Genomic DNA, 26237 nt, shown 5'->3' on the forward strand with positions numbered 1-26237 from the left:
ACTACGGTAGGCGCGTGAGTCTCTCGTCCTCCACGCGACCCCCCTCCCAAGGCACCCGCGGAGCGGGCCGATCGGCAGGCGGTTCGAACCGCCTTCCCAGCGGCCGGGAGCGCCGCCCGGCCCTGGCCGCGCTGGCGGTCATCCTGATCCTGCTCGGTGCCGCCGGCTCGGCCCTGATCGCGCTGAACAGCGGCAACCGGTCCGACTTCGTCGCGATCTCCGCCGACAGCCTCGCGCCCGGTCACAAGCTCGAGCCCAAGGACCTGTCCCGCGGTGACCTCGCCGGGGCGACCGGTGGCCTGATCCCGTGGTCGGAGGCGAGCGAGTATCTGGGCCGCTACACCACGACCTGGCTGTACAAGGACCAGTTCGTCACGCCGGACAACTTCACCAAGGCCGGCGTCAAACCCATCCCGACCGACGGAGCGGAGGTCGGAGTCAGCCTGGAAGCAGGCCGGGCGACCTCGAACGGTATCGCCGTCGGGGACATCGTCTCCGTGATCCGGGTGCCTACGTCCAACCAGGACTCCGGTGCGGCGGTCGCGCTGGTCAGTGCGGCCGAGGTCACCGCGAGCTCCGGCGCCATCGCCGACACCAGGACGAACGCCAGCACCACGCTGAACGTCACAGTGCTGGTCCCGACCGGGAAGGCGACCGCGGTGGCCGCCGCGGCCGCGGCCAAGTCGCTGGTGCTGGTGAAGCTCTCGCCGGACACCAAGCCCGAGGTCTCGCGCAACGACGGGAACAATTGATGGCTCTGGTGGCACTGGCGAGCGCGAAGGGCTCGCCTGGGGTGACGACTGCCAGCCTCGTCTTCGGTGCGCTCTGGCCACGGCAGGTGCTGCTGGCGGAGTGCGACCCGGCCGGCAGCGATGTGGCGGTCCGGATGACCGCACCGGGCGGTACGGCGCTCAACTCCGACCGCGGCCTGGTCAGCCTGGCCGCGGCCAGCCGCAAGGGCCTGGGCGACGAGGTGATCCTCGCGCACAGCCAGCAGCTCGACGGTGGCCTCGACGTACTGCTCGGTGTCCGCTCGCCCGAGCAGATCGGTGGCATGGGCGGTCTGTGGCATCCGCTCGGCATCTCGTTCAACCAGATGCAGAGTGCCGACGTACTGGCCGACTGTGGTCGCGTCGGTGCGTCCTCGCCGCAGCTCCCCGTCATCCAGGCCGCGCGGCTCGTCGTACTCGTGTGTACGGCGACTGGGTCGTCGGTGGCGCATCTGCGGGAGCGGCTGTCGTCACTGGTGCACCACGTCGACGCTCAGCTCGGTGTGGTCGTGGTGGCCGACTCGAAGCGACGCGAGGGCGTCAAGCAGGTGTGGACCGTGCTGGACGCGATGTCCGTGCCGGTGCGGCACCGGTGGCATCTGGCCTACGACCCGGTCGGCGCCGCGTTCTTCGACGGCCGCGGTCACGGCCGGCTCGAGAAGACCGCGCTGATCCGGTCTGCGACCGACATCACCGCGGAGATGGCCGCCATCGTCGCGGCGCCGCCGCCGCAGGACTTCGACATGGCCAACGCCGCCTTTCCGCCGCGAGGTGACGGGCGGTGAGTGCTGACCAGGAGCTCGTTCGCAAGCTGCGGGTGCAGGTTGCCGAGCGGCTGAACGAACAGCGTCGCCGCGACCAGGTGAACGGCGTACCTCCGATGAGCGCGGAGGACGAGCGTGAGTACGCCCGCTCGCTGATCGTCCAGGTGCTCGAGGACCACGCCCGCTACGAGCTCGCCGAGGGTCGCACGCCGCCGACCCCGGACGACGACGCGCAGATCGCCGGCGCGATCCACTCGGCGCTGTTCGGGGTCGGCCGGCTGCAGCCGCTGATCGACGATCCCGAGGTCGAGAACATCGACATCAACGGCTGCGACCAGGTCTTCGTGCAGTACGGCGACGGCCGCGAGGAGACCCCGGGTCCGGTCGCCGAGAGCGACGAGGAACTGGTCGAGCTGATCCAGGTGCTGGCCGCCCACGCCGGCCTGACCAGCCGTCCGTTCGACTCCGCCAACCCGCAGCTGGACCTGCGCCTGCCGGACGGCTCCCGGCTGTCCGCTGTCATGGGGGTCACCTCGCGTCCCGCGGTGTCCATCCGGCGCGCCCGGCTGGGCCGGGTCTTCCTCAGCGATCTGGTTGCCAACGGCACCATGACCGACGACATCGGCTCGTTCTTGCGGGCCGCGGTCGCGGCCCGGAAGAACATCATGATCGCGGGCGCGACGAACTCCGGGAAGACCACCCTGCTGCGCGCGCTGGCCAACGAGATCGGCCCGACCGAGCGCCTGATCACGGTCGAGCGGTCGCTCGAGCTCGGCCTCGGCGAGTTCAAGGACCTGCACCCGAACGTGGTCGCGTTCGAGGAGCGGCTGCCGAACTCCGAAGGCGTCGGCATGGTCAGCATGGCCGACCTGGTCCGCCGCTCGCTGCGGATGAACCCGTCCCGGGTGATCGTCGGTGAGGTGCTGGGCGACGAGATCGTCACGATGCTGAACGCGATGAGCCAGGGCAACGACGGCTCGCTGTCGACGATCCACTCGAACAGCTCGATGGAGGTGTTCAACCGGATCAGCACCTACGCCATCCAGGCGACCGAGCGGCTGCCGATGGAAGCGACCCAGATGCTGATCGCGGGAGCGCTCGACTTCGTGGTGTTCGTCCGCAAGCACAACGATTACCAGCACGGCGGCGGCCTGAGCCGGTACGTCGAGAGCATCCGAGAGGTGACCGGGTGGGACGGCCGGGTGCTGTCCGGCGAGGTGTTCGCCCTCGGTCCGGACGGCCGGGCCGCGGCGCACGCGCCGATCGCCTGCATCGAGGAGCTCGAGCACTTCGGGTACCAGCCGCTCGTGCACGGAACGTGGGCGTGAGGCGATGAACGACCGGACCCTGCTCGCCCTGCTCTGCGGAGCGGTCGTCGGCGGCGCCGTACTGCTGCTGATCGTCGCGATCCGTGGCACGGAGCCGCGGGACGCGACGCCGTCGCTCTTCCAGCGCAGCAACGCCGACGCCCGGAAGAACCTGATCCGGCTCGGCGTCGGCATCGGTGTCGGTCTGGTGGTGCTGGTGGTCACCCGCTGGCTCGTGCTCGCCGTGGCCCTCGGTTTCCTGGCGGCAACGGCCGACCGCTTCTTCGGCGGCACCGGGGAGGAGCGCCGGGCGATCGAGCGGCTGGACGCCCTGGCCACGTGGACCGAGGCGCTGCGCGACACCATCGCCGGCGCGGTCGGCCTTGAGCAGGCGATCCCCGCGACGGCGGTGAACTCGGCGCCGGCGATCAAGCCCAGCCTGAACCTGCTGGTCGACCGGCTGCGGATCCGCGAACCGTTGCCGTCGGCATTGATGCGGTTCGCCGACGACCTGGACGACCCGTCCGCCGACCTGATCGTCGCGGCCCTGGTGCTGAACGCCCGCCTGCGCGGACCCGGTCTGCGGGAGGTGCTCAGCGCCCTGGCCGACTCGGCCCGCGAAGAGCTCGACGTACGGCGGAAGGTCGCGGCTGAACGGCGGTCGACCCGGCGCAGTGTCCAGGTGGTCGTCGCGATCACGCTGCTGATGGCGGCCGGACTGGTGCTGTTCAACCCGTCCTACATGGCGCCGTACACCAGCTTCGTCGGCCAGGTCGTGCTGGCCGTCGTGATCGCGTTGTACGCGCTCGGGCTGATCTGGCTGCGCCGGCTGGCCAAGATCGAGGTGCCGGAGCGCTTCCTGATCCGCAGCTCGGGGCGGCCCGCGCTGTCCGGTGAGCAGCGGATGGAGGTGGTGGACCAATGACGTGGGCTTTCATCACCGGCGGCCTCGTCGGCCTCGGCGCGTACCTGCTGATCCGGATGTTCATCAAGCCGCAGGCCAACGTGCTGTCCACCATCGCCCGGATCGACGCCGGCCGCGGCGGGTACACCAGTGCCACCACGAGCGCGGCCGGCGAGCGGGTGCTCGGTGGTGTGGACCGGGCGCGCGAGTCGCTCGGCCGCCGGCTCGAGCTGGAGGCGAACGCGCGTGGCTGGGCGTTCGGGAAGCTCCGTCGCGACCTCGCGGTGATGAACCAGCCGTTCGCCGCGATGCTCGCGACCAAGGTGTTCTTCGCGCTCGGGGCGATGATCTTCATCCCGATCGTGCTGTTCCTGTTCGGGGCGCTCGGCCTGAACGCGCCCGGCGCCAGCCCGGCGATCGTCACCTTGGCCGCGATGGTATTCGCGTTCTTCCTGCCCGACCTGGCGTTGCGGCAGGAGGCGGAGAAGCGGCGCCGCGACTTCCGGCACGTGGTCGGCAGCTTCCTCGACCTGGTCGCGATGAACCTGGCCGGTGGCCGCGGCCTGCCCGAGGCGTTGATGACCGCGTCCACGATCGGCGACCACTGGGCGATGGCGCGGATCCGGCAGGCGCTCGCGAACGCGCGGCTGATCGGTATCACGCCGTGGGACGCGATGGCCCGGCTCGGCGAGGATCTCGGCGTCGAAGAGCTCCGCGACCTGGCGTCGGCGCTCGCACTGGCCGGCGACGAAGGCGCGAAGATCCGGGCGTCGCTGCTGGCCCGGGCCGCGTCACTGCGGCGCAAAGAGCTGGCCGACGTGGAAGGCAAGGCGGGTGAGCGCTCGCAGTCCATGCTGGTCGCGCAGCTCGTGATGATCGCCGCCTTCTTTCTTTTCCTCGCTTTCCCGGCCGCTATCGCGATCCTTGGAAGTTAGGCCGGACGATGATCAGGGCAATGGATCCAACGCACGGAGTTGTCCGTCGTACAGGGCATACTGAGGCCTGCTTCGGCCTCACGAATCGGAAGGCACTCGGATGAACTCGGAACTGCAGTTCTGGCGCGCGATGGCAAGCTACGCGGTGGCGCGGGCGCACGCGCAACGAGCCCGGGCACGCCAGGGCCGGACCCAGCTCGGCGCCTCCGCTCTGGAATGGGCCATCATCTCGGCGATCCTGGTCGCCGCCGCGCTCGCGATCGGTGTGGTCGTCAAGCGCGTCATCGACAAGCGCACCGGTGAGATCGGCGAAGGCTGACCGACACCGTCATGCCTGTCCGCCCCGACTCTTCCGCTGACGCCGTACCGCTGCCGCTTCGTGCGCGCCGGTACGGCGTCCGTCGTGCCCGCGGGCGGCGACGATCGGAGCGGGGGGTCAGTTCGCTCGAGCTGGCGATCCTGGCGCCCGCGATCCTGGCGCTGATCTTCATGTCCATCCAGACCGCACTCTGGTTGTACGGGCGGTCGGTGGCGCTGAACGCCGCGCAGGAAGGCGTGTCCCGGCTGCGGCTGGTCCAGCCGCCGGTCTACACCGAGGCGGTGGGGGAGAAGGTCCGGGCCGACATCGAGTCGTACGCGCAGCAAGTCGGCGGCACGTCGCTGCAACACGCGAGCGTCCCGCCGCCGTCGTACAACAACCCCGAAGGCATGGTCTCCTTCACCGTTACCGGCGAGACGGTCTCGCTCGTCCCCGGCCTGACGCTGAAGGTGACTCGCACCGCCACCGGCCCGATCGAGCAGTTCGAGGCCGACGACAAGTGAGCCAGGAGATGACACGGAACCTAGGGATCCGTCGCACCCTCGCGCGACGTCTGCGGCGGCGCGAGCGCGGCGCGCTGGCGCTCGAGCTGGCGATCCTGGCGCCCGTTCTGCTGGTGCTGTTCATGTTCCTGCTCGCCTGTGGCCGCTACTTCCAGACGTCCTCGCTGCTGGAGAGCGCCGCTCGCGACGGCGCCCGCGCCGCGAGCCAGTCTCGCTCGCTGGCCGAGGCCCAGGGCCGGGTCGACGAAGCGGTCACCACCACGATGAGCCAGGCGGTGAAGTCCTGCCAGGAAAGCGCGTCCGGGACCATCACCACGGCCTTCACCGCCGGTGCGCCGCTGTCGGTCGAGGTCACCTGCACGATCAACTACCGCGACCTCGGCCTGCTCGGTCTCGGTGGCGACACCACGATCACCAAGCGCTTCACCTCGTCGCTCGATCCGTATCGGGGGGTGCGCGGTGACGGCTCCTGAACGGCACCGGTCGCGGGTCGCCGAGTTCCTCCGGATCGATGCCCCCGGCAACCATCGGCGCTTCGCCCGGGGTGCACTCAGTCCCGCGGTCGCGATCCTCGCGGTGATGATCTTCACCCTGGCCGGCCTGGTCATCGACGGCGGCCGCCAGCTCGGCGCCCGCTCCCGCGCGGTCGGCTACGCCCAGGAGGCGGCCCGTGTCGGTGCGGCGGCCATCCAGCTGAACAGCGCAGAAGCCAAGATCGACACCACCAAGGCGGCAACGGCGATCGCCGCCTTCTGCGCCCAGGTGACGACGAACGATCCGGCCGTCACCTCGTGCGCGCCCACCACGCTCACCGAGGAAGAGGTCGACATCTCGGTCTCGATCGCCAACAAGACAACGTTCCTCGGCCTGATCGGCAAACAATCCCTGAAAGCCTCCGGCACCGGCCAGGCCCACGCCGAACAAGGCATCAACAAGGCCGACGACAGCCCGACGATCCCCCCGATCGTGGTCAACCGGACGCCCGACGGCCCTGGCGCTCCGACCAGCACCGCGGTGCCGCCGACGATCGACCTTCCGTGCCCGACCTGGACCATCGGCTCACCGACCCCGATCTGGACGTTGACGCCGCTCCCGTTCCCGGCCACCTGCACGCCGAGCGTGACCCCGACACCGGATCCGTCGTCGCCCACACCGCCCGCGACCCCGCCGACCACGACGCCACCCTCCAGCCCGCCCAGCCGCTAGAAACCGAAGGAATGTCATCCGTGCGTAGGTTCGCTCTCCCCGCCGCGGCGCTGGCCGGCGTACTGCTGCTGTCCTCCTGCGGCAGCAAGGACTCCAACGACGGCGGCCTACCGGTCCCAGCCGGCGGCGACACCGGTACGTCGACCTCGACCACCTCGCCGACCGAGACGAGCCAACCCACCACGGAACCTTCGCGAGCGGCGACCACGAAGAAGCCGACCTCTGCTCATCAGCAGATCATCGTGGAGGCTGGGAACTTCGGATCGAATCCCGCCGTCCAAGGCCTCGTGAGCAGCTATCCGCTGTACTTCCAGGCGCTCGTGTCGAAGGACGACACCGTGCTGAAGAAGTCCTTCCCCTCATTCTGGTACGCCGACGTTTCACAGGCGATCTTCGATGCCCAACGCAACGGCTGGGTCATGCGCCCGCCGGGCAGCGTGGTCGTGATGGGTGTCAAGAGCCAGCAGGGGGGCATCGTTCGGGTCAAGACATGCCGCTCGCAGACCACGCAGTACTGGGATCCCAAGGCGAAGAACTGGATCGAGATCACGCCGAAGGGATCGCCTCAGGTGATCGACATGGTCCTGACCGGACGGGGCTGGCTGCCGTACCGGCTGGCTCCGTCGACCGGCGTCAACTGCTCGGGCGTGCGGTATCCGTACTAGATCAGAACACGGGAATTCACATTCCGAATAGGTGACGGGGCACTGAGCAACGGGCATGATGCCCCTGGTCGAAGATAATCTGCCGGGTAGCCGAGTCTGGGGAGTGAGGATGCACAACCGAGTGGGCCGTGGACTGCTGGTCCTGAGCGCCGTACTCGCACTGGTGATGACCGTTCCCGCCACGACGGCATCCGCCGACACCATTCAGACCGGCAACAAGGTCTGCAGCATGTACGTCAACTCGGTCGGCTTCGGTGCGTACTGCAGCTCCGGTCTGGCGTACATCGGTGGGCCACCGCCGCCGACCTGGCGGGAGAAGCTTCACGGCCGACCGTTCATCCCGTGCCGCGACTTCGACATTCCCGAGGGGATCCGGCTGCCGAAGGCGCCGGAGGGCAAGACCTGGGTGATGCGGATCACGATCACCGACTACAAGCTGGACAGCTACAACGGTGGTCCGGACGCGCACCTGGAGCGGGCGTACGTTCCGGTGGACGCCGCCGAGCGCGCTCAGTGCCCGTTCCCGGACTACATGAAGGACTTCTGGTGGCCCTTCAAGAGCACGTACCCGGATCCGGCGCTGCAGATCATGCCGACGTACACGCCGCGGGTGAACGTGCCCGCGTACTTCACGCTGACACCTGAGAGCTCGATGGCAGGGAAGACCGAGGGGAAGGCGGTGGACCCGAAGGACCTGACCAGCGGGTACTTCGACCCGAGTCACAACCTCACCATGCGCGGCATGGTCGTCCAGATCGTGATCGACCCAGGTGACAACTCCGGCACGTTCACGTTCCCGGTGGGCGTGACGCCGTTGGACGACCCGGACGGATACGACCAGTCGCAGGACCCGGACCACCAGATCAATACGTGCAAGCACGTGTACAAGCGGTCCAGCGCGAATCAGCCGGACGGTATGTACACGGTGAAGCTGACCATCACCTGGGAGGTTTCGTACTGGGTCGGCCAGAGCACCGGCTGGACCTCGATCGGCACGGCTGACGTGCATGCGGTGCAGCGGTTGCCGGTGCAGGAAGTGCAGGCAATCGGTGGTTAACGGTGGGGGTGTGGAGGCGTGATGGTGAGGACGAATGAGCCGGTGCGGGCGGCGCGGTTGCCGCAGCGGCGGTCGGGGAGCCCGGGCGCGGACCGGCTGAAGGGCTTCGTCGCGCTGCTCGCGATCCTGGCGATCGTCGGTGGGGTTCCGTACGTCCTGCTGCGGTTCTTCGGTACGCCGTGGCCGGACACGATGCCGAGCAGCAGCATGCTGTTCGACGAGTTGAGCATCGAGACCGTTCTCGGCATCATCGCGTTCTTCATCTGGATCGCCTGGCTGCACTTCGTCATCTGCCTGATCGCGGAGGCGGCGTCGGAGATCCGCGGCCATGGCCTCTCGCCTCGCATTCCGTTCGGCGGCGGCTCACAGACGCTCGCCCGCCGGCTGATCGGCACCGTCGTACTGATCGCGGCGGGAGCGGGCGTCAGCCTGCCGGTCGCCAGCGCGGTGACGACGTCTGCGACCGCACCGACCTCGGTGAGCGTGACGCAGGGCGGAGACCAGAGCACGCGGGACCAGTTCCGCAAGACCGAGGCGCGTAGCAGCGTGCTCAGCGGCAACCAGGCCCAGACCACCACGCATACCGGCGTACGGACGAACAGCGACGACAAGGGCACGGTGATCAAGTACACCGAGGTCAAGCCGCCGCAGGGCCGGAACTACGACTGCCTGTGGGACATCGCCGAGCGCTACCTGGGCGAGGGCCGTCGGTACAAGGAGATCTACGACCTCAACAAGAACAAGTTGCAGCCCGACGGCCGCCGGCTCAACAACCCGGACCTGATCCTGCCGGGCTGGCAGGTCCGCCTGCCCGCTGACGCCAAGGGACCGGGTGTGCACACGGTCCGCGTCAACATCGACGACCACACCAACACGAGGCTGACGACCGGCGCCAAGGTCACCACCGGCACCAAGGTCACGACCGAGACCAAGACGACTACCGGTGCGAAGGTCAGCACCGGCGGCAAGGTGACGACCGGCTCGGGTACGACGATCGAGACCAAGACGACGCCTGGTCCGGGCAGCCGCTGGTCCGAGCAGGGCGAGGAGTCCGGTTCGAAGGTCACCATCGGCAGCGCGAAGAACGACCCGGGCGCGAAGAACGTCAAGCCGGGCGAGCCGGGCATCACGGTCGGCCCGCACGGTCCGGGTACGGCGAACTCCGAGCCGGGCGACCCGGCTGCCGGTGGCACGCAGGTGCCCGTGGCCGTCCCGGTCGCGACCGGCGACGACGGCTTCAGCCTGCAGGACGCCGGGATCTACGGCTTCGGCGCGACGCTGCTCGCGGCCGGCCTGGCGCTGGCGCTGAAGCGGCGCCGCGGCTGGGCGCTGGGTCCGGGCCCGAAGGCGGCCGGTCACCGCAACACCGAGGTCGGTCTGCGGCTCGCGTCCGACATCCCGACCGCGCAGTTCGTCGACAACGCGCTGCGCAAGCTCGGCGCGGACGTGACGCAGGCGCAGCGGCCGATGCCGAAGGTCGTCGCCGCGCTGGTGACGGACCGGGCGCTCACGCTCGTGCTCGACCCGTACGGCGCGCAGCCCGCTCCTCCTGGTCCCTGGCAGGCGATTGCCGAGGGCACCCGCTGGACGCTTCGCCGCGGCTACGCGCCGACCGGTGACGTCAACGCGCCCGCGCCGTACCCAACGCTGGTCACGATCGGCCAGAACGCCGACGGCGCGACCGTGCTCGTCGACCTGGACACCGCGAACGGCATCGTCAGCTTTGGCGGGGTGAACAACCCGTCCCGCGACGTGGTCGGTTCGCTCGCGGTCGAGCTGGCGACGAACCTGTGGTCCGAGGGTGCGCACATCAGCATGGTCGGGTTCGGCGACGATCTGTCGTCGCTGGCGCCGAGCCGGCTCTCCTACTGGGTCCGGCTCGACGACGCGATCGCCGAGGTCACCCGGCGTACCGATGCCCAGGTGCAGGCCTGCGCGCGGCGCGAGCTGAGCTCGGTCGACGAGGCCCGGATGGCCTACCCCGATCCGGCGCTGTGGGGTGCGGAGATCATCTTCGTGTCCGCGCCGCCGTCGCCGGAGGAGCAGGACCAGCTGAACCGGCTCGCCGCGGACCAGCAGCGCAGCATCGCGGTGGTCGTGGTCGGCGACGTGATCAGCTCGCCGTGGCGGTTCGTCGTGGACGAGAAGAACCAGGCGGTCTGCCGGCTGCTCGGGCTCGAGGTCGATGCCCACAGCATCAACCCCGAGCAGTTCGCCGATCTGGTGGCGCTCTTCGACGCGGCCGAGTTCGACGCCCGGGACAAGCGGCGGGCCGAGCAGAACATGCCGGCGTACGAGTTCTCCGCCACCGATCTCAGCCAGCCCGCACCGGTCGAGGTCGACCTGCTCGGGCCGGTCGAGGTGGATGCCCGGGGCACCATCGACGACGGCCGGATCGCGTTGTCGACGGAGATCATCGCGTTCCTGTCCAGCCAGGATTACGGCGTGCACCCGAACGTGCTGGCCGGTGCGATCTGGCCGCGCGGCATCAGCGAGGAGCTGCGCGACGCGGCGCTGGAGCACACCCGCCGCTGGGTCGGGGTGGATGCGATGTACGCCGACGAGTCCGGTCGCTGGATGCTGAACCGCAGCATCGTCCGGGTCGACTGGGACGTGTTCCGCACGCTGGCCAAGCAGGCGACGATGATGGACGACCCGCGCGGGCCGCTGTCGACGGCGCTCAGCCTGGTCCACGGTGCGGCCTGGTCCAACGTGCCGGCCGGCCGCTACTCATGGCTCGCGGCCTCGGGTATCGAGCGTCGCATGGTGGAGGCCGTCGTCGACGCCGCGCTGCGGCTCGCCGAGGCGTCCCTCAGCCACAACGACGGCAACCTGGCCCGCACGGCCCTCCAGACCGGCCTCAGCTTCTCGCCGGCCTCAGAGGAACTCTGGCGAGCCACGCTCCGCCTGGCTGCCCACTTCGGCACCACCGCCGACGTCACCAACGTCGCCAGCCAGCTCTACGCCGCCCTGGCCAAGCACGGCGCCCCCCGCGGCCCCGAAGCCGAGACGGACGCCCTCGTCGACGAACTGCTGCCGGGCTACCACCGCCCAGCCGCAGTCGCCTGACACACAGCGAAACCGCCCTCTGCACTTCGGTGCAGGGGCGGTTTTGCTGTGTGTATCAGAGCGTGGAGGCGGACCAGGTGTCGCACTTGGTCATGTCGCCGGAGTCCATGCCTCTGGTGAACCAGCGCATGCGTTGCTCGGCAGTGCCGTGGCTGAAGCTCTCGGGCGTGACCTGGCCCTGTGTCTTCTCCTGGATGCGGTCGTCGCCGACGGCCGCGGCGGCGTCGAGGCCGCGGGCGATGTCGTCCTCGGAGAGCTCGGTGATGAGTGGCTGGCCGTTCCGGCCGGGGACGGTGGTGGCGTGGTTGGTCCAGATGCCGGCGAGGCAGTCGGCCTGGAGCTCGGAGCGGACCGAGTCGGAGGTGGGCCCGTTGCGGGTCTTGATCCGGCCGAGGATGCCGTACAGGTTCTGGATGTGGTGGCCGTACTCATGGGCTACGACGTACGCCTCGGCGAACTCGCCGCCGCGGGCGCCCAGATCCGTCTGCAGGGTCTTGAAGAACCCGATGTCCAAGTACACGCGCTTGTCGGGCGGGCAGTAGAACGGCCCGACCGCGCTGGTCGCCGGGCCGCAGCCGGTGCTGACCGAACCGTCGAACACACGCATCGCCGCCGGTGTGTACTTCTTCCCGCGCCGGGGCAGTTCCGCGGCCCAGAAGCCCTGGATCGAGTTCTGGTAGAAGACGAACCGGCAGTCCGCGTTGCTCTGCAGGTCGGTGCCCTTCTTGCAGGAGTCCAGGTTGCCGGCCGCGGTGTTGCGGACCGCGGGGTCGTCGCTGCCGGTTCCGCCGGGTAGGCCGCCGTTCAGGAGCAGGATGACGACCAGCAGGATGATTCCGCCGATGCCGCCGCCGATCGGGATCGTGCCACCCGGCAGCCGACCGCCGCCTCCGCCGCCGCTACCGCGGGTGTCCTCGACACCGCTGGTGTCGAGATCCGCATCCGGGTTGAATTTCACACCGCTTAGACTAGACCCGAGGGCGGGGATCTTTGCCGTGTCGTGACGCTGCGCCGCCGACCCGCTACCTGACCGACCCCCAGACCCTGAGGACACCTGCCACCGCGATGATCACTGTCTCCAATCTCGAGGTTCGCGTCGGTGCCCGTCAGTTGCTCGCGCCGGCCTCGTTCCGGGTCGGCCCGGGCGACAAGGTCGGGCTGGTCGGCCGCAACGGCGCCGGCAAGACGACGCTGACGAAGATCCTGGCGGGAGAGGGCCTGCCCGCGAGTGGCTCGGCGACGTCGTCGGGTGAGATCGGCTACCTCCCGCAGGATCCACGCACCGGTGACCTGGAGATCCTCGCGCGCGACCGGATCCTGTCCGCGCGCGGCCTGGACGACGTCGTCCGGCGGCTGCGCAGCGCCGAGAAGTCGATGGCCAGCGCGGATGACAAGACCCGCGCGAAGGGCATGCGGCGGTACGAGCGCGCCGAGGCCGACCTGCACGCCGCCGGTGGGTACGCCGCCGAGGCCGAAGCGGCCCGGATCGCGGCGAACCTCGGCCTGCCCGACCGCGTCCTCGGCCAGCCGCTGGGCACGCTGTCGGGTGGTCAGCGCCGCCGGGTCGAACTGGCCCGGATCCTGTTCGCGCAGGCCGAGACGCTGCTGCTGGACGAGCCGACCAACCACCTGGACGCCGACTCGATCATCTGGCTGCGCGACTTCCTGAAGACCTACCCCGGTGGCGTGATCATGATCAGCCACGACGTGAACCTGCTCGAGGAGACCGTCACCCGGGTCTTCCACCTGGACGCGAACCGGGCCGAGATCGATATCTACAACGTCGGCTGGAAGGCGTACCTGACCCAGCGGGAGACCGACGAGCGGCGCCGCAAGCGCGAGCGGGCGAACGCGGAGAAGAAGGCCACCCAGCTGGTCGACCAGGCGAACAAGATGCGCGCCAAGGCGACCAAGGCGGCCGCGGCCCAGCAGATGCTGCGCCGGGCCGAGCGGTTGATGTCGTCGCTCGAGGACGAGCGCAAGCAGGACCGCGTGGCGAAGATCGCGTTCCCGACGCCGGCGCCGTGCGGCAAGACGCCGTTGATGGCGCGCGAACTGTCGAAGTCGTACGGCTCGCTGGAGATCTTCACCGACGTCGACCTCGCCATCGACAAGGGCTCGCGGGTCGTCGTCCTCGGCCTCAACGGCGCCGGGAAGACCACGCTGCTGCGGGTGCTGTCCGGGATCGAGAAGTCCGACACCGGCCAAGTGATCGACGGGCACGGCCTCAAGCTCGGGTACTACGCGCAGGAGCACGAGACGCTCGACGTCAACCGGACCGTGCTCGAGAACATGAAGACCGCCGCCCCGGACCTGAACGAAACCCAGGCTCGCAGCGTGCTCGGTTCCTTCCTGTTCACCGGCGACGACGCGGACAAGCCGGCCCGGGTGCTGTCGGGTGGCGAGAAGACCCGGCTCGCTCTGGCCACGCTGGTCGTCTCGGCGGCCAACGTGCTGCTGCTCGACGAGCCGACCAACAACCTGGACCCGGCCTCCCGGGCCGAGGTGCTGAACGCGATCCGCTCGTACACCGGTGCGATCGTGCTGGTCACCCACGACGAGGGCGCGGTCGAGGCACTCGAGCCGGAGCGCGTCCTGCTGCTGCCCGACGGCGTCGAGGACCTCTGGTCGCCCGACTACGCGGACCTGGTCTCGCTCGCCTGACCTACTCCGCAGTAATGTTCGTCGCATGACGGACTTGGGACTGCGGTTGACGGTGGACGGACCGGTCGCGCGCGTGGTGCTGGACCGGCCGGAGGTGCGCAACGCGCAGACTCCGGGGATGTGGCGCGCGCTGGCCGAGTTCGGTACGGCGCTGCCGGCCGACGTCCGTGTGGTGGTCGTGTCGGGGGAGGGGCCGTCGTTCTCGGCCGGTCTCGACCGCCGACTCATCATGGGCGAGAACGACCAGGGTGAGGAGCCGCTGCTCTCGCTCGGGGCGAAGCCGACCGCCGAGGTGTACGAGCTGATCGCCACGTTCCAGGCCGGCTTCTCGTGGCTCAGGCGACCGGAGATCATCAGCATCGCAGCGGTTCAGGGGCACGCGGTCCGAGCGGGCTTCCAGCTGGCGCTGGCGTGTGACCTCCGGGTGGTGACCCCGGACGCCCGCTTCAGCATGCGCGAGACGGCCCTCGGCCTGGTCCCGGACCTCGGTGGCACGCAGCCTCTCGTGCAGCTGGTCGGGTACTCGCGGGCGCTCGAGATCTGTGCCACCACGCGCTGGGTGGAGGCGGCCGAGGCGAAGGAGCTCGGCCTGGCGAACATCGTCGTACCCGCTGAGGAATTGGCAGACACGGTCAAGGATCTGACCGAGGCGCTGCTGACCCCACTCCCAGGAGCGATCCGCGAGACCAAGGCGTTGCTCCTCGGTGCCGCGGATCGCTCGTACGCCGATCAGCTGAAGGCTGAGCGGGAAGCCCAGGAGCGCCGGTTGAAGGAGCTCCTGGCCGCGTTCGGCTAGGGCCAGTTGCTGATCTGTACGTCGTTCGGCGAGGGATCGCCCTTGCCGGTCTCGACGTACTTCTTCAGGCTCAGCAGGAAGCTCGCCCACTTGGTGCTGCAGTGGGACATGAACTCGACGGGTTCCTTCCAGCCCGCGTGCTTGAAGAGGACGATCGTGTAGTCGTCGACCTTCGAGAGCTTGAAGCCGACGTGAGTCCCGATCCACTCCTCGGGGCCGTCGACGACCTCCCAGCGGACGAACTCGCCGGGCTTCGTCTCCAGGACCTTCATGTCGAAGCCTTCACCGCCCGCGCCGGCGAAGCGGAATTGGATCACTCCGTCGACGTCGGTGTCGCCCTTGGTGTCCTCGGTCCACCAGCCGGCCAGGCCCTCGATCGTGGTGAGCGCCGCGGACGTGTCCTCGGGGGACGCGATGACGCCGACTCTGTGCAGGATGTCGTACATAGGAATAGCCCTTCTCAGTTGTCTCGGTTGCGCTGGATGGTCTCGGCGATCCGCTTGATGCGCTGCAGTCGCCGGTCCCAGCTCTCGCTGACGTTCGCCATCTGGGCGATCGCGCGCTCGAGCTGCGCCTCGTCCACGGTGTAGCGGCGTTCGCGTCCGGCTGGCGTGCCATGAACCAGCCCGGCCCGGTCGAGTACGGCGAGATGTTTCGCGACCGCCTGCCGGGTGACCGGCAGGTGATCGCTCAGGCTGGTCGCGGTCCCGCCGCCGTTCGCGAGCAGGAGATCGAGCATCCGCCGCCGGGTCGGATCTCCGACCGCCGACCAGAGCTCGTCGTCGATCACGGCGTGGACACCAGCCGGTCGACGTACGGCGCGATCCGGGGGAGGAAGTAGTCCCAGCCGCTGGTGTGGTCGTGGTAGACCTCGTCCGGCTTCGACGCCTCGTCGTACCCGGTCTCGGCGAACCGCAGCAGCGTGCCACCGTCCGACGGGATCAGGTCGAACGTCACCAGCACCGAGTTCGCCTCGGTGGCGACCTCACCGTCGTAGTCCCACCGGAACGAGAACCGCCGGGGCGGGTCGGCCTCGACGACGGTCAGTGGTACGACCATGGTGTCTGATCCTTGCTTGAACGAGACCGTCCCGGTCGCTCCTGGTACGGCGTCGACCTCGGCGTCGTCCGGCCACCACTCGCGCAGGTGCTTCGGCGAGCTGACCACCTCGTAGACCACCTCCGGCGAGGCCGCCACCCGAATCTCCCGCTCGATGCTCCGTGCCATCCCACTCACCGTTCCTTTCGCAACCTTTGGTTGCCAATGACTGTAGGGCACACTCACGTCATACGCAACTATTGGTTGCATTAGACTCGAGGGGAAGTTTGCGGCGACCTCGAGTGTTGTCGAGGTCACCAGAAAAGGAGGGGACCGGATGTCGGGCATGATGCGTCCTGGAATGAGCGCGTACGGCTGGCGACGCCAGGACACGTCCGTGGTCGGCCAGAAGCTGGCGAAGGGCACGCTGCCGCGGATCGCCAAGTTCGCCAAGCCCTATCGCTGGCACATCACGCTGTTCCTGGTGCTGGTGATCATCTCCGCGTTCCTGGTGATCGCTTCCCCGCTGCTGTTCAAGAAGATCGTCGACGACGGCATCAGCAAGGGGAACGCGCCGCTGGTGACGGCGCTCGCCCTGGTGGTCGCATTGCTTGCGGTGGTCGAGGCCGCGCTCGGACTGATGCAGCGCTGGTTCTCGGCGCGGATCGGTGAAGGGCTGATCTACGACCTGCGCACCAAGGTCTTCTCGCATGTCCAGCGGATGCCGGTCGCGTTCTTCACCCGGACGCAGACGGGTGCGCTGGTGTCCCGGCTGAACAACGACGTGATCGGTGCCCAGCAGGCCTTCACCTCCACGCTGTCCGGCGTGGTCTCGAACATCATCAGCCTGATCCTCGTGGTCGGCGCCATGCTGGTGCTGAGCTGGCAGCTGACCGTGGTGGCGATCCTGATGCTGCCGATCTTCCTGATCCCGGCCCGCGTCCTGGGCCGCCGGCTGGCCACGATGACCCGGGAACAGATGAATCTCAACGCGGAGATGTCGACCGCGATGACCGAGCGGTTCAGCGTCGGGGGAGCGCTGCTGGTCACGCTGTTCGGTCGCCCGGTGCTGGAGAACCGCGACTTCGGCGAGCGCGCCGGCCGGGTCCGGGACCTGGGCATCCGGATCGCGATGCTCGGCCGGGTCTTCTTCACCGCGCTGACGCTGGTCGCCGCCCTGGCGACGGCCCTGGTGTACGGCGTCGGCGGCAACCTCGCCGTCCGCGAGACGTTGACGATCGGGACTCTGCTCGCGCTCGTCGCACTGCTTGGCCGGCTCTACGGTCCGCTGACCGCACTGTCCAACGTGCGCGTCGACGTGATGACTGCCCTGGTCTCGTTCGAGCGTGTCTTCGAGGTGCTCGACCTGGAGCCGATGATCAAGGACGCGCCGGGAGCGCAGGATCTTCCGGCCGACGCAGCCAGCGTGGAGTTCGAGCACGTCGCGTTCTCGTACCCGACGGCCGAGCAGGTGTCATTGGCCAGCCTGGAGTCGGTAGCGGTCCTCGACAAGCGCGTGTCGGCGCAGGTGCTCGAGGATGTCAGCTTCGTCGTACGCCCCGGGCAGATGGTCGCGCTGGTCGGCCCGTCCGGTGCCGGCAAGACCACGATCACCAACCTGGTCGCCCGCCTGTACGACGTGTCCGGCGGTGCGGTCCGGATCGGCGGCCGCGACGTACGGGATGCGACGCTGCAGTCGTTGCACGACGCGATCGGGTACGTGACGCAGGACGCGCACATGTTCCACGACACGATCCGGGCGAACCTGGCGTACGCGAAGCCCGAGGCCTCCGACGAGGAGATGATCGAGGCGCTCCGGTCGGCCCAGATCTGGGAGCTCGTCTCGTCGTTGCCCGACGGGCTCGACACCGTGGTCGGGGATCGCGGTCACCGGTTGTCCGGTGGTGAACGGCAACGGCTCGCGATCGCGCGGTTGTTGCTCAAGGCACCGCGGATCGTCGTCCTCGACGAGGCCACCGCGCACCTGGACTCCGAGTCCGAGGTCGCCGTCCAGCGGGCGCTCGACACCGCGCTGGAAGGACGGACGTCGCTGGTGATCGCGCACCGGCTGTCGACCGTACGGAACGCGGACCTGATCCTGGTCGTTGACCGCGGCAACATCGTCGAGCGCGGTACGCACGAGCAGTTGCTCGCGGCCGGCGGCGAGTACGCTGACCTGTATCGCACCCAGTTCACCGAATCCGGCACAGCGGCAGGTGTCTGATCATGATCAAGCTGGCTCTGGTCCTCGCCGTCGGCTACGCGGGCTTCAAGCTCGCCTACCACTCAGAGGACGGCCGCCACTGCGGCCAGACCGGCGAACGCGCGATCCGGACGACCCTCTCACTACTGATCGCCGCCCTCGCGGGCGGCGTCACGTACGTGGCACTCCTTCTGCACTAGGGCGCCGGCGTCTTCTCCGGGTCGTGTTCCAGCAGGTGCAGCACCGGTACGCCGAGGTGGCGCCGGGCCGAGTTGGTCCAGTCGAGGTGGAAGAACTCCGCGACCACGTGCGAGCGGGTCAGGATGATGACCTCCTGGCCCTGCACGTGCTTCACCGTGGCGACCAGGGCGTCGATCGGACGATCGTGGGAGATGCCGCCCTCGGCGGTCTGGCCGAGGTCGCGCAGCCGCTCCACGCTCCGCCCGCTGCAGCCCTTCGCCTCGGTGTCGATCGCCTTCTGCGCCTCGGCGAGGTCGTTGCGCTGGGTGGCGAGCCCAGGCCCGTAGAGATCCGCGGTGCCGAGCGCGCTGATCGAGGCCTCCACGCCGGCCTCCGCGTTGTGACACGGCACGAGCACGTGGTATTTGACCGGCTCGGGCATGTCCTGGTGCAGGTCGACGACGCGTTTCGCGTCTGTCCCGGACAGTTCCTGTTCGACGAGCAGTACGACGTCGTACATCTCGTAGCCTCCAGTTCCTACCAGTCGGTACGCCTACATTGTGCCCCCGGCAGACCCGAAAGTAGTCAACTGAATCGTTCCAGCCGCCGCCTTCCGTACGTCCGCAACGCCCGCAACAAATCCACCTCCCGAAACGCCGGCCAGTACAGCTCACAGAACTCGATCTCCGACCGCGTCGCCTGCCACAGCAGGAAGTCCGACATCCGCAGCTCACCGCTGGTCCGGATCACCAGATCCGGATCCGGCAACCCCGGAACGTACAGATGCCGGCTGATCTCGTCCTCACTCAGCGACTCCGCGACCTCCGCCACCGATCGCCCACTCGCAGCCGCCTCGTCCAGCACCGCTCGTACGGCGTCCAGCACCTCGAGCCGTCCGCTGTACCCGATCGCGATGGTCAGCTCGCCTGCGCCAGGCCGGTCCCGAGTCTCCTCAACCGCTTCCTTCAGCGCCCGAGCCGTTGAATCAGGCAACAAATCCAACTGGCCCGCGACATGCAGCCGCCACCGGTGATCCCGCCGGACGTGATCGGCCACGACCGTCTCGGTGAGCTCCATCAAGTAGTCCACCTCGGCCGAGTCCCGCCGCCGGATGTTGTCCGCGGACGCGACCCACGCGGTGACGCAGCGGATCCCGGCGTCCGAGCACCACTGCAGGAACAGCTCCAGGTGCTCCGCGCCGAACCGGTGTCCGATGCGTACGTCGTCGTACCCCGCGCCACGCGCCCACCGGCGATTGCCGTCCATGGCGATCGCTACGTGCTGCGGCATCGGCAGCCCGGCCAACTGCCGCCGCAGGATCCGCGCGTACAGGCGGTACAGCGGCTTCATCAGCGTTGGGCGCTGGAGAGGACGTCAGAGAGGTCGAACTTGAGGGGTTCCTCTAGTTGTTCGTAGGTGCAGGACTCCGGGGTGCGGTCGGGGCGCCAGCGGACGAACTGGGCGGTGTGGCGGAAGCGGATTCCTTCCATGTGGTCGTAGCGGACCTCGACCACGAGTTCCGGCCGCAGCGGGGTGAACGAGAGGTCCTTGCCGGCCTGCCAGCGGCTGCCTTCGGCGTTGCGCGGCGTACGAACGCCTTCCTCCTGCTTGGCCCACGCCCACGGGTGCTCGTCGAACGTGGTGACGAGCGGCTGCATCTCCGCGAACAGCTCCTTGCGCCGTTCGAGCGGGAACGCGCCGATCACCCCGACGCTCGCCAGCGTGCCGTCATCGTTGTACAGCCCGAGCAGCAACGAGCCGATCCGGTCCGGCCCGCTCTTGTGCACGCGGTACCCGGCGACCACACAGTCCGCGGTGCGCTCCGGCTTGATCTTGAACATGACCCGCTTGTCCGGCTGGTACGTGCCGTCCAGCGGCTTCGCGATCAGCCCGTCGAGCCCGGCGCCCTCGAACTGCTCGAACCACTGCCCGGCCGTCTCGTGATCGGTCGTCGCCGGCGTCACGTGGATCGGCGCCTTCACGTCGGCGAGCGCGTCCAGCAGCGCCGTACGGCGTTCCGCGAACGGCCGCTCGGTGTAGTCGTCGTCCCCGAGCGCCAGCAGGTCGAACGCGACGAACCGGGCCGGGGTCTTCTCGGACAGCATGTTCACGCGGCTCGCGGCGGGGTGGATCCGCTGCTGCAGCACCTCGAAGTCGAGCCGGTCGCCGGATTCGCCGATCACGATGATCTCGCCGTCGATCGCGCACCGCTCCGGCAGGTTTGCCTTCACCGCCTCGACCAGCTCGGGGAAGTACCGCGTCATCGGCTTCTCGTTCCGGCTGCCGATCTCGATCTCGTCGCCGTCGCGGAAGATGATCGACCGGAACCCGTCCCACTTGGGCTCGTAGCTCATCTCCCCGCGCGGGATCTCCTTGACCGGCTTGGCGAGCATCGGTTTGACCGGCGGCATGACAGGCAGTCGCATTTCGCCATTCTGGCCCACCCGCCAACTCCTGGGCGACGGGGCGCGTCGCATTGGTGAGGACCAAATGACCAAACTCGGGAAGTTGATCATGATGATCAAAGGTCCAGTGATGACGGCCGCACTGCCGGTGACCGCCCCGATCGCCAACGCCGCCTACCGGATCCAGTACCGCTGACCCCTGGTGGACAGTGAACCGGCCTGGACCGACAATTCAAAGCATGACCTCGGCGCCGCTGGAACGGACTCGTCCGTCGGACGCTGAGCGGGATCGTGCCCTGGCCGTTCTCAGAGACGGCGCCGGTTCGGGCCGGTTGTCCCACGACACGTTCATCCGCCGGATGAACTTCGTGCTCCGCGCCCAGAGCCGAGCCGAGCTCTCGGATGCGATCCGCGACCTGCCCCGGGCCGAACCACGGGTCGTCACCTGGACCAGAGAACTGCGCAGCAGACTCCCACGCCCCGGGTTCGCCCGGACCGCAGGGCAGCCGCAGTCGGTCACGACGGCGTTTGGCAAGTGGCTCGGGAGCCTGCCGCGAGTCTCCGTCGTACGACGTCCAGCCGCCCCGCCGCTGCCCGGCCTCGCTCTGCCGGTTCCGGGCTCGCCCACCGTACGCATCGGTCGCGGCCCCGGCGCCACCCTCCGCCTCCCCGACCTCTCGGTCTCCCGCTGCCACGCCGAACTCCGGTACGTCGACGACGGCTGGATGATCCGCGACCTCGGCTCCATGAACGGCACCCAGGTCAACGGCCTCCGCATCACCACCCCGTCCCGAGTCCGCCCCGGCGACCACATCCAGTTCGGCGCCGTCGCCTACATACTCACCTGGACGGATCAGCCGTAGGACTTGCATCCGGTACCCAGGTACAGGTTTACCGTCGATCCATGGATGAGTTCACCGTTTGGGTCCCCACCGCGTGCACGCTACCTGCCGCGGAGCAGCCACTCCGGGTCGCCGAGTTCGACCAACTGTTCGCCAACCACCTCCGCAGCGCCGCCCGCGTCGACCCGCACACCCTCGACCTCGTCCTCACCCCGGAGTCCCGCCCAACAGCCGAAGCACTCACCACGAAGGAGACTGAGTGCTGCTCGTTCTTCACCTTCGATTTCACCAACACACCCGCCGGCAACCTACGCCTGCGCATCACCGTCCCACCCACCCAAACCGCCGTACTCGACGCCCTGACCGAAAGGCTCCCCGCATGAGGCCCAGCCAAGTCGCGGCCGCGGCAGGGGTGAACCTGCAGACGCTCAGGTACTACGAACGCCGCGGACTGCTCGACGAGCCCGTACGCAGCCTTGGCGGTCACCGGGTCTACCCGGACGAGGCCGTCACGACGCTGCGGGTGATCAAGGCGGCCCAGCGGCTCGGGTTCACGCTGACGGAGGTGGCGGCGTTGCTCGACACCGCGAGGCACCGGCATGCGATCGGCGAGGGAGCCGGATTGCAGGCCCAGGCACGCCAGAAGCTTGCCGACGTGGAAGCGAAGATCGCCGACCTGACCGTCATCGCCGAGACCCTCCGCGCCGGGATCGGCGCCGGGTGCGACGACCTGGCAACCTGCGCCGGCGACCCGAACTGCCCCCTCCCGTTCACCGAGCTCGGCCACGCGGTCGGTCCGGGTGGTCGCGCGTGACGGTTCTGCGGTCGGTGGTGCTGTTTGTGTTGGCGGCGGTGGCGGAGATTGGTGGGGCCTGGCTGGTGTGGCAGGGGTGGCGGGAGCATCGCGGGTTGTGGTGGATCGCCGGGGGAGTGATTGCCCTCGGCGCCTATGGGTTCGTCGCGACCTTCCAGCCGGATCCGCATTTCGGCCGGATCCTCGCGGCGTACGGCGGCGTGTTCGTGGCCGGGTCGCTCGTATGGGGGATGGTTGTGGATAAGTTCCGCCCTGACCGGTGGGACCTCCTCGGCGCTGTCATCTGTCTGGTCGGCGTCGCGATCATCATGTACGCGCCGCGCGGCGCGTGAGTCCTCAATCCGGCATGAGGACTGTCGGGTGGCTCCACCACCCGGGGCGGGCGCCGGGTGGCAGAGCTTCCCGCTCCAGGTCCGCGCGACCCGTTCCGTTCAGCGCTCGGCGATGATCCGGCCGCCGTCGAGGAAGGGATCGAACGACCCATGGGCGCCCGTACCGTCCTTGGACGGGACGACCTCCTTGGAGTACTGCGCGAGGTACACCCGCCGGTTCCTGTCGGTGCGGTTGGGGCCGCTGCGGTGGATGACGACGCTCGAGAAGACCACGATCGAGCCGGCCTGCGCGGTCATCGGGATGCCTTGATCCGGGCCGAAGTAGCAGACCAGGTCGTTCAGCTCGGGGTCGTGGATGTGCTTGATGTACGACTTGATGCCGGAGCGCGAGTACGGGAGCAGGTAGACCGATCCGTTCTCCTCGGTGACGTCGTCGAGGGCGATCCAGCAGGTCAGGTACGGCGCGTGGTCCTCGTGGACGTAGCCGGAGTCCTGGTGCCAGGCGAACGCCGTGTCCGGGTCGCCGGCCTTGATCACGTACTGCTCCCAGAACAGGTACGCGTCGTCGCCGAGGGTCTTGCGGCAGATCTCGGCCATGGTGTCGCTGAACAGGAACTGCCGTAGCTCGGGCCGGTCCTGGTAGATCATGCTGCTGAAATACCGCTTGCCCCGGTGGTTGATGCCGAGCGAGTCGGTGCCGGCCGCGTCCATCGCGGCGTCGAGCTTGTCGATCGAGTACTGCGCTCCGCCGCGCAGCAGCTCGAGCTGCTCGTCGGTGAGCACGCGGTCCAGCACGAAGTAGCCCTCGTCGCGGAACTGTGCCAGGTGCTCGGGCGTGACCAGGTCGGTCGATGTCATCGGGCGGTCCTCCGGTCGGTCGGATTCTTCCTACTCCTTGACGTTAGGGCGGCGACGATGTCCGGAGAATGTCTCCGCGCGATCCGGACATGAACGTTTTGGCGTTTCGCAATGAGTACTGTTGCCCGCATGGGTGTGCGCACGCTGATCGCCGACGGGCCGGTGACCAGGCTCGGTCAGCTGGTGCTCGCGGGCGAGGTGGATGACGCCGAGCCGATCATGTCGTCGACGCTGCGGGTGATGGACGCGTACGTGCTGTCGGTACTGATCGATGGCGAGGGCAACTATCGCGACGCCGACGGGCGTGAGGAGCGGATCAGGCCGGGCGCGCACACGATCGTGCCGCCCGGGTTCCCGCACACGTACCGGACCGATCCGGGGGAGCGGTGGACCGAGTTGTTCGTGGTCTTCTCGGGACCGCTGTTCGACGCGCTCCACCTGACCGGCGCCGGCCCGCGGTACCCGGTGCCGGCGCCGTCGATCGAGGCGCTGCGTACCGTACTGCGCTCGCCGCCGCGGACCCGGCGGGTCGCGGAGCATCAGTTGCTGGCGCTCGCCGACTGGCTGATCGACGCCGACGACACCGCGGACAGTCCCGACGTGAGCATGGAGATCGTGGCGGCGATGGGCCGGCTGGCCGACGACCTCACCGCGAGTACGGACCTGGCCGCCGTGGCGGCCGAGTCGGGCCTGAGCTACGACACCTTCCGGCGCCGGTTCGCCGAACAGGTCGGCCAGACGCCGGCCGCGTTCCGCACCGTGCACCGGCTGCAGGCCGCCGCCACGCTGCTGCGGCTGACCGACCTGACCCACCGGGAGATCGCGCGGACCCTCGGTTTCGCCGACGAGTTCCATCTGTCACGCCGATTCCGCGCCCACTTCGGCGTCTCCCCGCGCGACTACCGCCGTTCGTAAGCTACCGGGGCGGGGGATGGCGGCCAGCAACTTGCGGGTGTACGGGTCCTTCGCCTCACCGATGACGTCGAGCGTCCGGCCGCGCTCCACCATCACGCCCTGGTTGAGCACCATCACCTCGTCGGCAAGCAGCCGGGCGCTGAGCAGGTCGTGGGTGATGTACAGCATGGCGATGCCGCGGTCGCGGACCAGCTGGTCGAGCAGCGCGACGATCTCGGCGCGGATGGACACGTCGAGCATCGAGATCGGCTCGTCGGCGACGAGCACCTCGGGCTCGGGCGCCGGCGCCCGCGCGATGACCACGCGCTGACGCTGTCCGCCGGACAGCTGGTGCGGCAGCTTGTCCAGGTACTGCTCGGGACTCAACCCAACCGTCTCGACTGACCGGCCGCGACGACCTCGACGTCGTACTGGTCCTCACGAGCATGAACCAGCACGGCTCGCTCGCTCGTGCGGCTCTCGAGGCAGGCAAGCATGTGCTCGTCGAGAAGCCGATGTCCACCTCGCTGGAGGAAGGCCGCGCGTTGCTCGAGGCTTCCGCGACCGCGCCGGGACAGCTCGTGTGTGCACCGCACATCGTGCTGTCGCCGACGTACCGGGAGATGCATCGGCGGGTCCGCGACGGCGAGATCGGCGAGCTTCATCTGGCCCGGTCCAGGTACGGCTGGTCCGGGCCTTGGTGGGGCCGCTGGTTCTACGAGTCCGGTGGCGGGGCGTTGTTCGACCTCGGCGTGTACAACCTGACCAGCTTGTGCGGGTTCTTCGGCCCGGTCCGGCGGGTCACCGCGATGGTCGGCACCGCCGTACCGAAGCGTGAGGTCACCGGCGAGCTCGTGACGGCCCGCGCCGACGACAACGCGCACATCGTGCTCGACTTCGGAAACGCCCGCTTCGCGTCGATCGCGACCGGGTTCACCATGCAGCAGTACCGGTCGCCGGCCATCGAGCTGTACGGCGCCACCGGCGTACTGCAGATGCTCGGCGACGACTGGGCGCCGAACGGGTTCGAGCAGTGGTCGAACGCTCGTGGATCCTGGGAGGTGTTCGGCGAACGCGACCCGCACTCGCCATGGACCGATGGACTGCGGCACCTGGTCGACTGTGTCGAGAACGGCACGCCGACGGTCACCCGGCCCGAACACGCCTTCCACGCCCTCGAAGTCATGCTCGCCGCCAAACGCTCCGCCACCGAAGCCCGGGGTAATCGAGGTAACAAGCCCCTTCCCAGACCTCGACTACGCCACCCCCACCCACCCCGCCAAAGCCCCCCGCCCAACCCACGACCCCCGCACCCCCTAACCCCGCAAACACCCAACAGCCCCTGACACTCCCACCAATCGACCCCATGCACCCCCCGCGGTCCCCGTTGAACAGGAAATAACCTGTCTCCACCCACCACGACGGGTCCTAGCCCACCACTACAGGTGCCCACCCACCACTACAGGTGCCCACCCACCACGACCTGTGCCCGCCCACCACTGCCAGCACTCGGGCCCGTGCACCCCCCCGCGGGCCCCGTGAACAGGAAATAACCCTGTCTCCACCCACCGCTGCGGGTCCCAGCCCACCACGACCTGTGCCGGCCCACCACTGCCAGCACTCGGGCCCGTGCACCCCCCGCGGGCCGCGTGAACAGGAAATAACCTGTCTCCACCCACCGCTGCGGGTCCCAGCCCACCACAGATCGGAAG

At 68.8% G+C, this 26237-nt stretch carries 30 protein-coding genes and 1 pseudogene; 22 read left to right on the forward strand and 9 right to left on the reverse strand.

Features of this window, described 5'->3' with window-relative positions; translation table 11 throughout:
* Nucleotides 1–14 precede the first annotated feature (14 nt).
* The 12 genes from AB0E63_RS27215 (at nt 15) to AB0E63_RS27270 (ending at nt 11499) form a co-directional block, all read left to right on the forward strand.
* Nucleotides 15–752 (forward strand): hypothetical protein, encoded by a 738-nt coding sequence (locus AB0E63_RS27215; RefSeq protein ID WP_360372053.1) that lies wholly within the window; start codon nt 15–17, stop codon nt 750–752.
* Nucleotides 752–1555, forward strand: a complete 804-nt coding sequence (locus AB0E63_RS27220) for a hypothetical protein (RefSeq protein WP_360372056.1) — start codon at nt 752–754, stop codon at nt 1553–1555. Before AB0E63_RS27215 ends, AB0E63_RS27220 begins: the two co-directional genes overlap by 1 nt.
* Nucleotides 1552–2862 carry an ATPase, T2SS/T4P/T4SS family gene (locus tag AB0E63_RS27225; protein ID WP_360372059.1) on the forward strand — a complete coding sequence of 437 codons (1311 nt, stop codon included), beginning with the start codon at nt 1552–1554 and terminating at the stop codon, nt 2860–2862. Before AB0E63_RS27220 ends, AB0E63_RS27225 begins: the two co-directional genes overlap by 4 nt.
* Nucleotides 2863–2866: 4 nt before the next feature.
* Complete coding sequence (locus tag AB0E63_RS27230) at nt 2867–3766, forward strand: type II secretion system F family protein (RefSeq protein WP_360372062.1); 900 nt, start codon at nt 2867–2869, stop codon at nt 3764–3766.
* Nucleotides 3763–4680, forward strand: a complete 918-nt coding sequence (locus tag AB0E63_RS27235) for a type II secretion system F family protein (RefSeq protein ID WP_360372065.1) — start codon at nt 3763–3765, stop codon at nt 4678–4680. The genes AB0E63_RS27230 and AB0E63_RS27235 overlap by 4 nt, the downstream gene beginning before the upstream one ends.
* A gap of 100 nt (nt 4681–4780) precedes the next feature.
* Nucleotides 4781–4999 carry a hypothetical protein gene (locus tag AB0E63_RS27240; protein WP_360372068.1) on the forward strand — a complete coding sequence of 73 codons (219 nt, stop codon included), beginning with the start codon at nt 4781–4783 and terminating at the stop codon, nt 4997–4999.
* An 11-nt stretch (nt 5000–5010) separates the two neighbouring features.
* Nucleotides 5011–5502: a TadE family protein gene (locus AB0E63_RS27245; protein ID WP_360372071.1), complete on the forward strand. Its 492-nt coding sequence runs from the start codon at nt 5011–5013 to the stop codon at nt 5500–5502.
* An 8-nt stretch (nt 5503–5510) separates the two neighbouring features.
* Nucleotides 5511–5975 (forward strand): TadE/TadG family type IV pilus assembly protein, encoded by a 465-nt coding sequence (locus tag AB0E63_RS27250; protein ID WP_360372074.1) that lies wholly within the window; start codon nt 5511–5513, stop codon nt 5973–5975.
* A complete protein-coding gene (locus AB0E63_RS27255) occupies nt 5962–6708 on the forward strand; it encodes a Tad domain-containing protein (RefSeq protein ID WP_360372077.1) in 747 nt (248 codons plus the stop codon). The genes AB0E63_RS27250 and AB0E63_RS27255 overlap by 14 nt, the downstream gene beginning before the upstream one ends.
* 20 nt (nt 6709–6728) lie before the next feature.
* Nucleotides 6729–7373 (forward strand): hypothetical protein, encoded by a 645-nt coding sequence (locus AB0E63_RS27260; RefSeq protein ID WP_360372080.1) that lies wholly within the window; start codon nt 6729–6731, stop codon nt 7371–7373.
* 109 nt (nt 7374–7482) lie between these two features.
* On the forward strand, nt 7483–8430 hold the full coding sequence (locus AB0E63_RS27265; RefSeq protein ID WP_360372083.1) for a hypothetical protein: 948 nt from the start codon (nt 7483–7485) through the stop codon (nt 8428–8430).
* 21 nt (nt 8431–8451) lie between these two features.
* Nucleotides 8452–11499, forward strand: coding sequence for a hypothetical protein (locus AB0E63_RS27270; protein WP_360372086.1), 3048 nt, complete (start codon nt 8452–8454; stop codon nt 11497–11499).
* A 55-nt stretch (nt 11500–11554) separates the two neighbouring features.
* On the opposite strand, the gene AB0E63_RS27275 is transcribed toward AB0E63_RS27270, so the two are convergent.
* Entirely contained in the window at nt 11555–12457 is a 903-nt protein-coding gene (locus AB0E63_RS27275; protein ID WP_360372089.1) for a neutral zinc metallopeptidase, read from the reverse strand.
* Nucleotides 12458–12564: 107 nt separating this feature from the next.
* Between AB0E63_RS27275 and abc-f the strand changes: the two genes are divergently transcribed.
* Both abc-f and AB0E63_RS27285 read left to right on the forward strand, forming a co-directional pair.
* Nucleotides 12565–14163, forward strand: a complete 1599-nt coding sequence (gene abc-f / locus AB0E63_RS27280; protein ID WP_360372092.1) for a ribosomal protection-like ABC-F family protein — start codon at nt 12565–12567, stop codon at nt 14161–14163.
* A gap of 25 nt (nt 14164–14188) precedes the next feature.
* Nucleotides 14189–14959 carry an enoyl-CoA hydratase/isomerase family protein gene (locus AB0E63_RS27285; RefSeq protein ID WP_360372095.1) on the forward strand — a complete coding sequence of 257 codons (771 nt, stop codon included), beginning with the start codon at nt 14189–14191 and terminating at the stop codon, nt 14957–14959.
* Here the strand turns inward: AB0E63_RS27285 and AB0E63_RS27290 are convergent.
* From AB0E63_RS27290 to AB0E63_RS27300, 3 genes are read right to left on the reverse strand one after another with little or no spacing between them, the layout of a single operon-like run.
* Nucleotides 14956–15405 carry an SRPBCC domain-containing protein gene (locus AB0E63_RS27290; RefSeq protein WP_360372098.1) on the reverse strand — a complete coding sequence of 150 codons (450 nt, stop codon included), beginning with the start codon at nt 15403–15405 and terminating at the stop codon, nt 14956–14958. The genes AB0E63_RS27285 and AB0E63_RS27290 overlap by 4 nt on opposite strands.
* Nucleotides 15406–15419: 14 nt before the next feature.
* Nucleotides 15420–15749 carry a metalloregulator ArsR/SmtB family transcription factor gene (locus AB0E63_RS27295; RefSeq protein WP_360372101.1) on the reverse strand — a complete coding sequence of 110 codons (330 nt, stop codon included), beginning with the start codon at nt 15747–15749 and terminating at the stop codon, nt 15420–15422.
* Entirely contained in the window at nt 15746–16186 is a 441-nt protein-coding gene (locus AB0E63_RS27300) for an SRPBCC family protein (protein ID WP_360372104.1), read from the reverse strand. The genes AB0E63_RS27295 and AB0E63_RS27300 overlap by 4 nt, the downstream gene beginning before the upstream one ends.
* A gap of 148 nt (nt 16187–16334) precedes the next feature.
* On the opposite strand from AB0E63_RS27300, the gene AB0E63_RS27305 reads away from it, so the two are divergent.
* Nucleotides 16335–18221 carry an ABC transporter ATP-binding protein gene (locus AB0E63_RS27305; protein ID WP_360372107.1) on the forward strand — a complete coding sequence of 629 codons (1887 nt, stop codon included), beginning with the start codon at nt 16335–16337 and terminating at the stop codon, nt 18219–18221.
* A 2-nt stretch (nt 18222–18223) separates the two neighbouring features.
* On the forward strand, nt 18224–18400 hold the full coding sequence (locus tag AB0E63_RS27310) for a hypothetical protein (protein WP_360372110.1): 177 nt from the start codon (nt 18224–18226) through the stop codon (nt 18398–18400).
* Here the strand turns inward: AB0E63_RS27310 and AB0E63_RS27315 are convergent.
* From AB0E63_RS27315 to AB0E63_RS27325, 3 genes are all read right to left on the reverse strand, one after another.
* The gene (locus AB0E63_RS27315) at nt 18397–18900 is read right to left on the reverse strand and encodes a hypothetical protein (RefSeq protein ID WP_360372112.1); all 504 of its coding nucleotides are present in this window, start codon (nt 18898–18900) and stop codon (nt 18397–18399) included. The two genes, AB0E63_RS27310 and AB0E63_RS27315, sit on opposite strands and share 4 nt — an antisense overlap.
* Before the next feature lie 65 nt (nt 18901–18965).
* A complete protein-coding gene (gene uppS / locus AB0E63_RS27320; RefSeq protein WP_360372115.1) occupies nt 18966–19730 on the reverse strand; it encodes a polyprenyl diphosphate synthase in 765 nt (254 codons plus the stop codon).
* Nucleotides 19730–20806, reverse strand: coding sequence for an ATP-dependent DNA ligase (locus AB0E63_RS27325; protein ID WP_360372118.1), 1077 nt, complete (start codon nt 20804–20806; stop codon nt 19730–19732). The genes uppS and AB0E63_RS27325 overlap by 1 nt, the downstream gene beginning before the upstream one ends.
* A gap of 218 nt (nt 20807–21024) precedes the next feature.
* Here AB0E63_RS27325 and AB0E63_RS27330 point away from each other — a divergent pair, with 218 nt between their 5' ends.
* The 4 genes from AB0E63_RS27330 to AB0E63_RS27345 are packed head-to-tail and all read left to right on the forward strand — an operon-like array spanning nt 21025 to nt 22773.
* Complete coding sequence (locus tag AB0E63_RS27330) at nt 21025–21648, forward strand: DUF1707 and FHA domain-containing protein (protein WP_360372120.1); 624 nt, start codon at nt 21025–21027, stop codon at nt 21646–21648.
* 41 nt (nt 21649–21689) lie between these two features.
* The gene (locus AB0E63_RS27335) at nt 21690–22010 is read left to right on the forward strand and encodes a hypothetical protein (RefSeq protein WP_360372123.1); all 321 of its coding nucleotides are present in this window, start codon (nt 21690–21692) and stop codon (nt 22008–22010) included.
* On the forward strand, nt 22007–22441 hold the full coding sequence (locus AB0E63_RS27340) for a MerR family transcriptional regulator (protein WP_360372126.1): 435 nt from the start codon (nt 22007–22009) through the stop codon (nt 22439–22441). Before AB0E63_RS27335 ends, AB0E63_RS27340 begins: the two co-directional genes overlap by 4 nt.
* Nucleotides 22438–22773, forward strand: a complete 336-nt coding sequence (locus tag AB0E63_RS27345; RefSeq protein WP_360372129.1) for a YnfA family protein — start codon at nt 22438–22440, stop codon at nt 22771–22773. Before AB0E63_RS27340 ends, AB0E63_RS27345 begins: the two co-directional genes overlap by 4 nt.
* 99 nt (nt 22774–22872) lie before the next feature.
* On the opposite strand, the gene AB0E63_RS27350 is transcribed toward AB0E63_RS27345, so the two are convergent.
* A complete protein-coding gene (locus AB0E63_RS27350; protein WP_360372132.1) occupies nt 22873–23631 on the reverse strand; it encodes a phytanoyl-CoA dioxygenase family protein in 759 nt (252 codons plus the stop codon).
* Nucleotides 23632–23760: 129 nt separating this feature from the next.
* Here AB0E63_RS27350 and AB0E63_RS27355 point away from each other — a divergent pair, with 129 nt between their 5' ends.
* Entirely contained in the window at nt 23761–24546 is a 786-nt protein-coding gene (locus tag AB0E63_RS27355; RefSeq protein WP_360372135.1) for an AraC family transcriptional regulator, read from the forward strand.
* Here the strand turns inward: AB0E63_RS27355 and AB0E63_RS27360 are convergent.
* Nucleotides 24490–24915: pseudogene (locus tag AB0E63_RS27360) on the reverse strand (ABC transporter ATP-binding protein); the annotation flags it as partial. The gene AB0E63_RS27355 and the pseudogene AB0E63_RS27360 sit on opposite strands and share 57 nt — an antisense overlap.
* Nucleotides 24916–24956: 41 nt before the next feature.
* Between AB0E63_RS27360 and AB0E63_RS27365 the strand changes: the two are divergent.
* Entirely contained in the window at nt 24957–25871 is a 915-nt protein-coding gene (locus AB0E63_RS27365; RefSeq protein WP_360372144.1) for a Gfo/Idh/MocA family oxidoreductase, read from the forward strand.
* Nucleotides 25872–26237 lie beyond the last annotated feature (366 nt).

Origin of the sequence: Kribbella sp. NPDC026596, assembly GCF_040638415.1 — a bacterium.
Lineage (GTDB): Bacteria > Actinomycetota > Actinomycetes > Propionibacteriales > Kribbellaceae > Kribbella.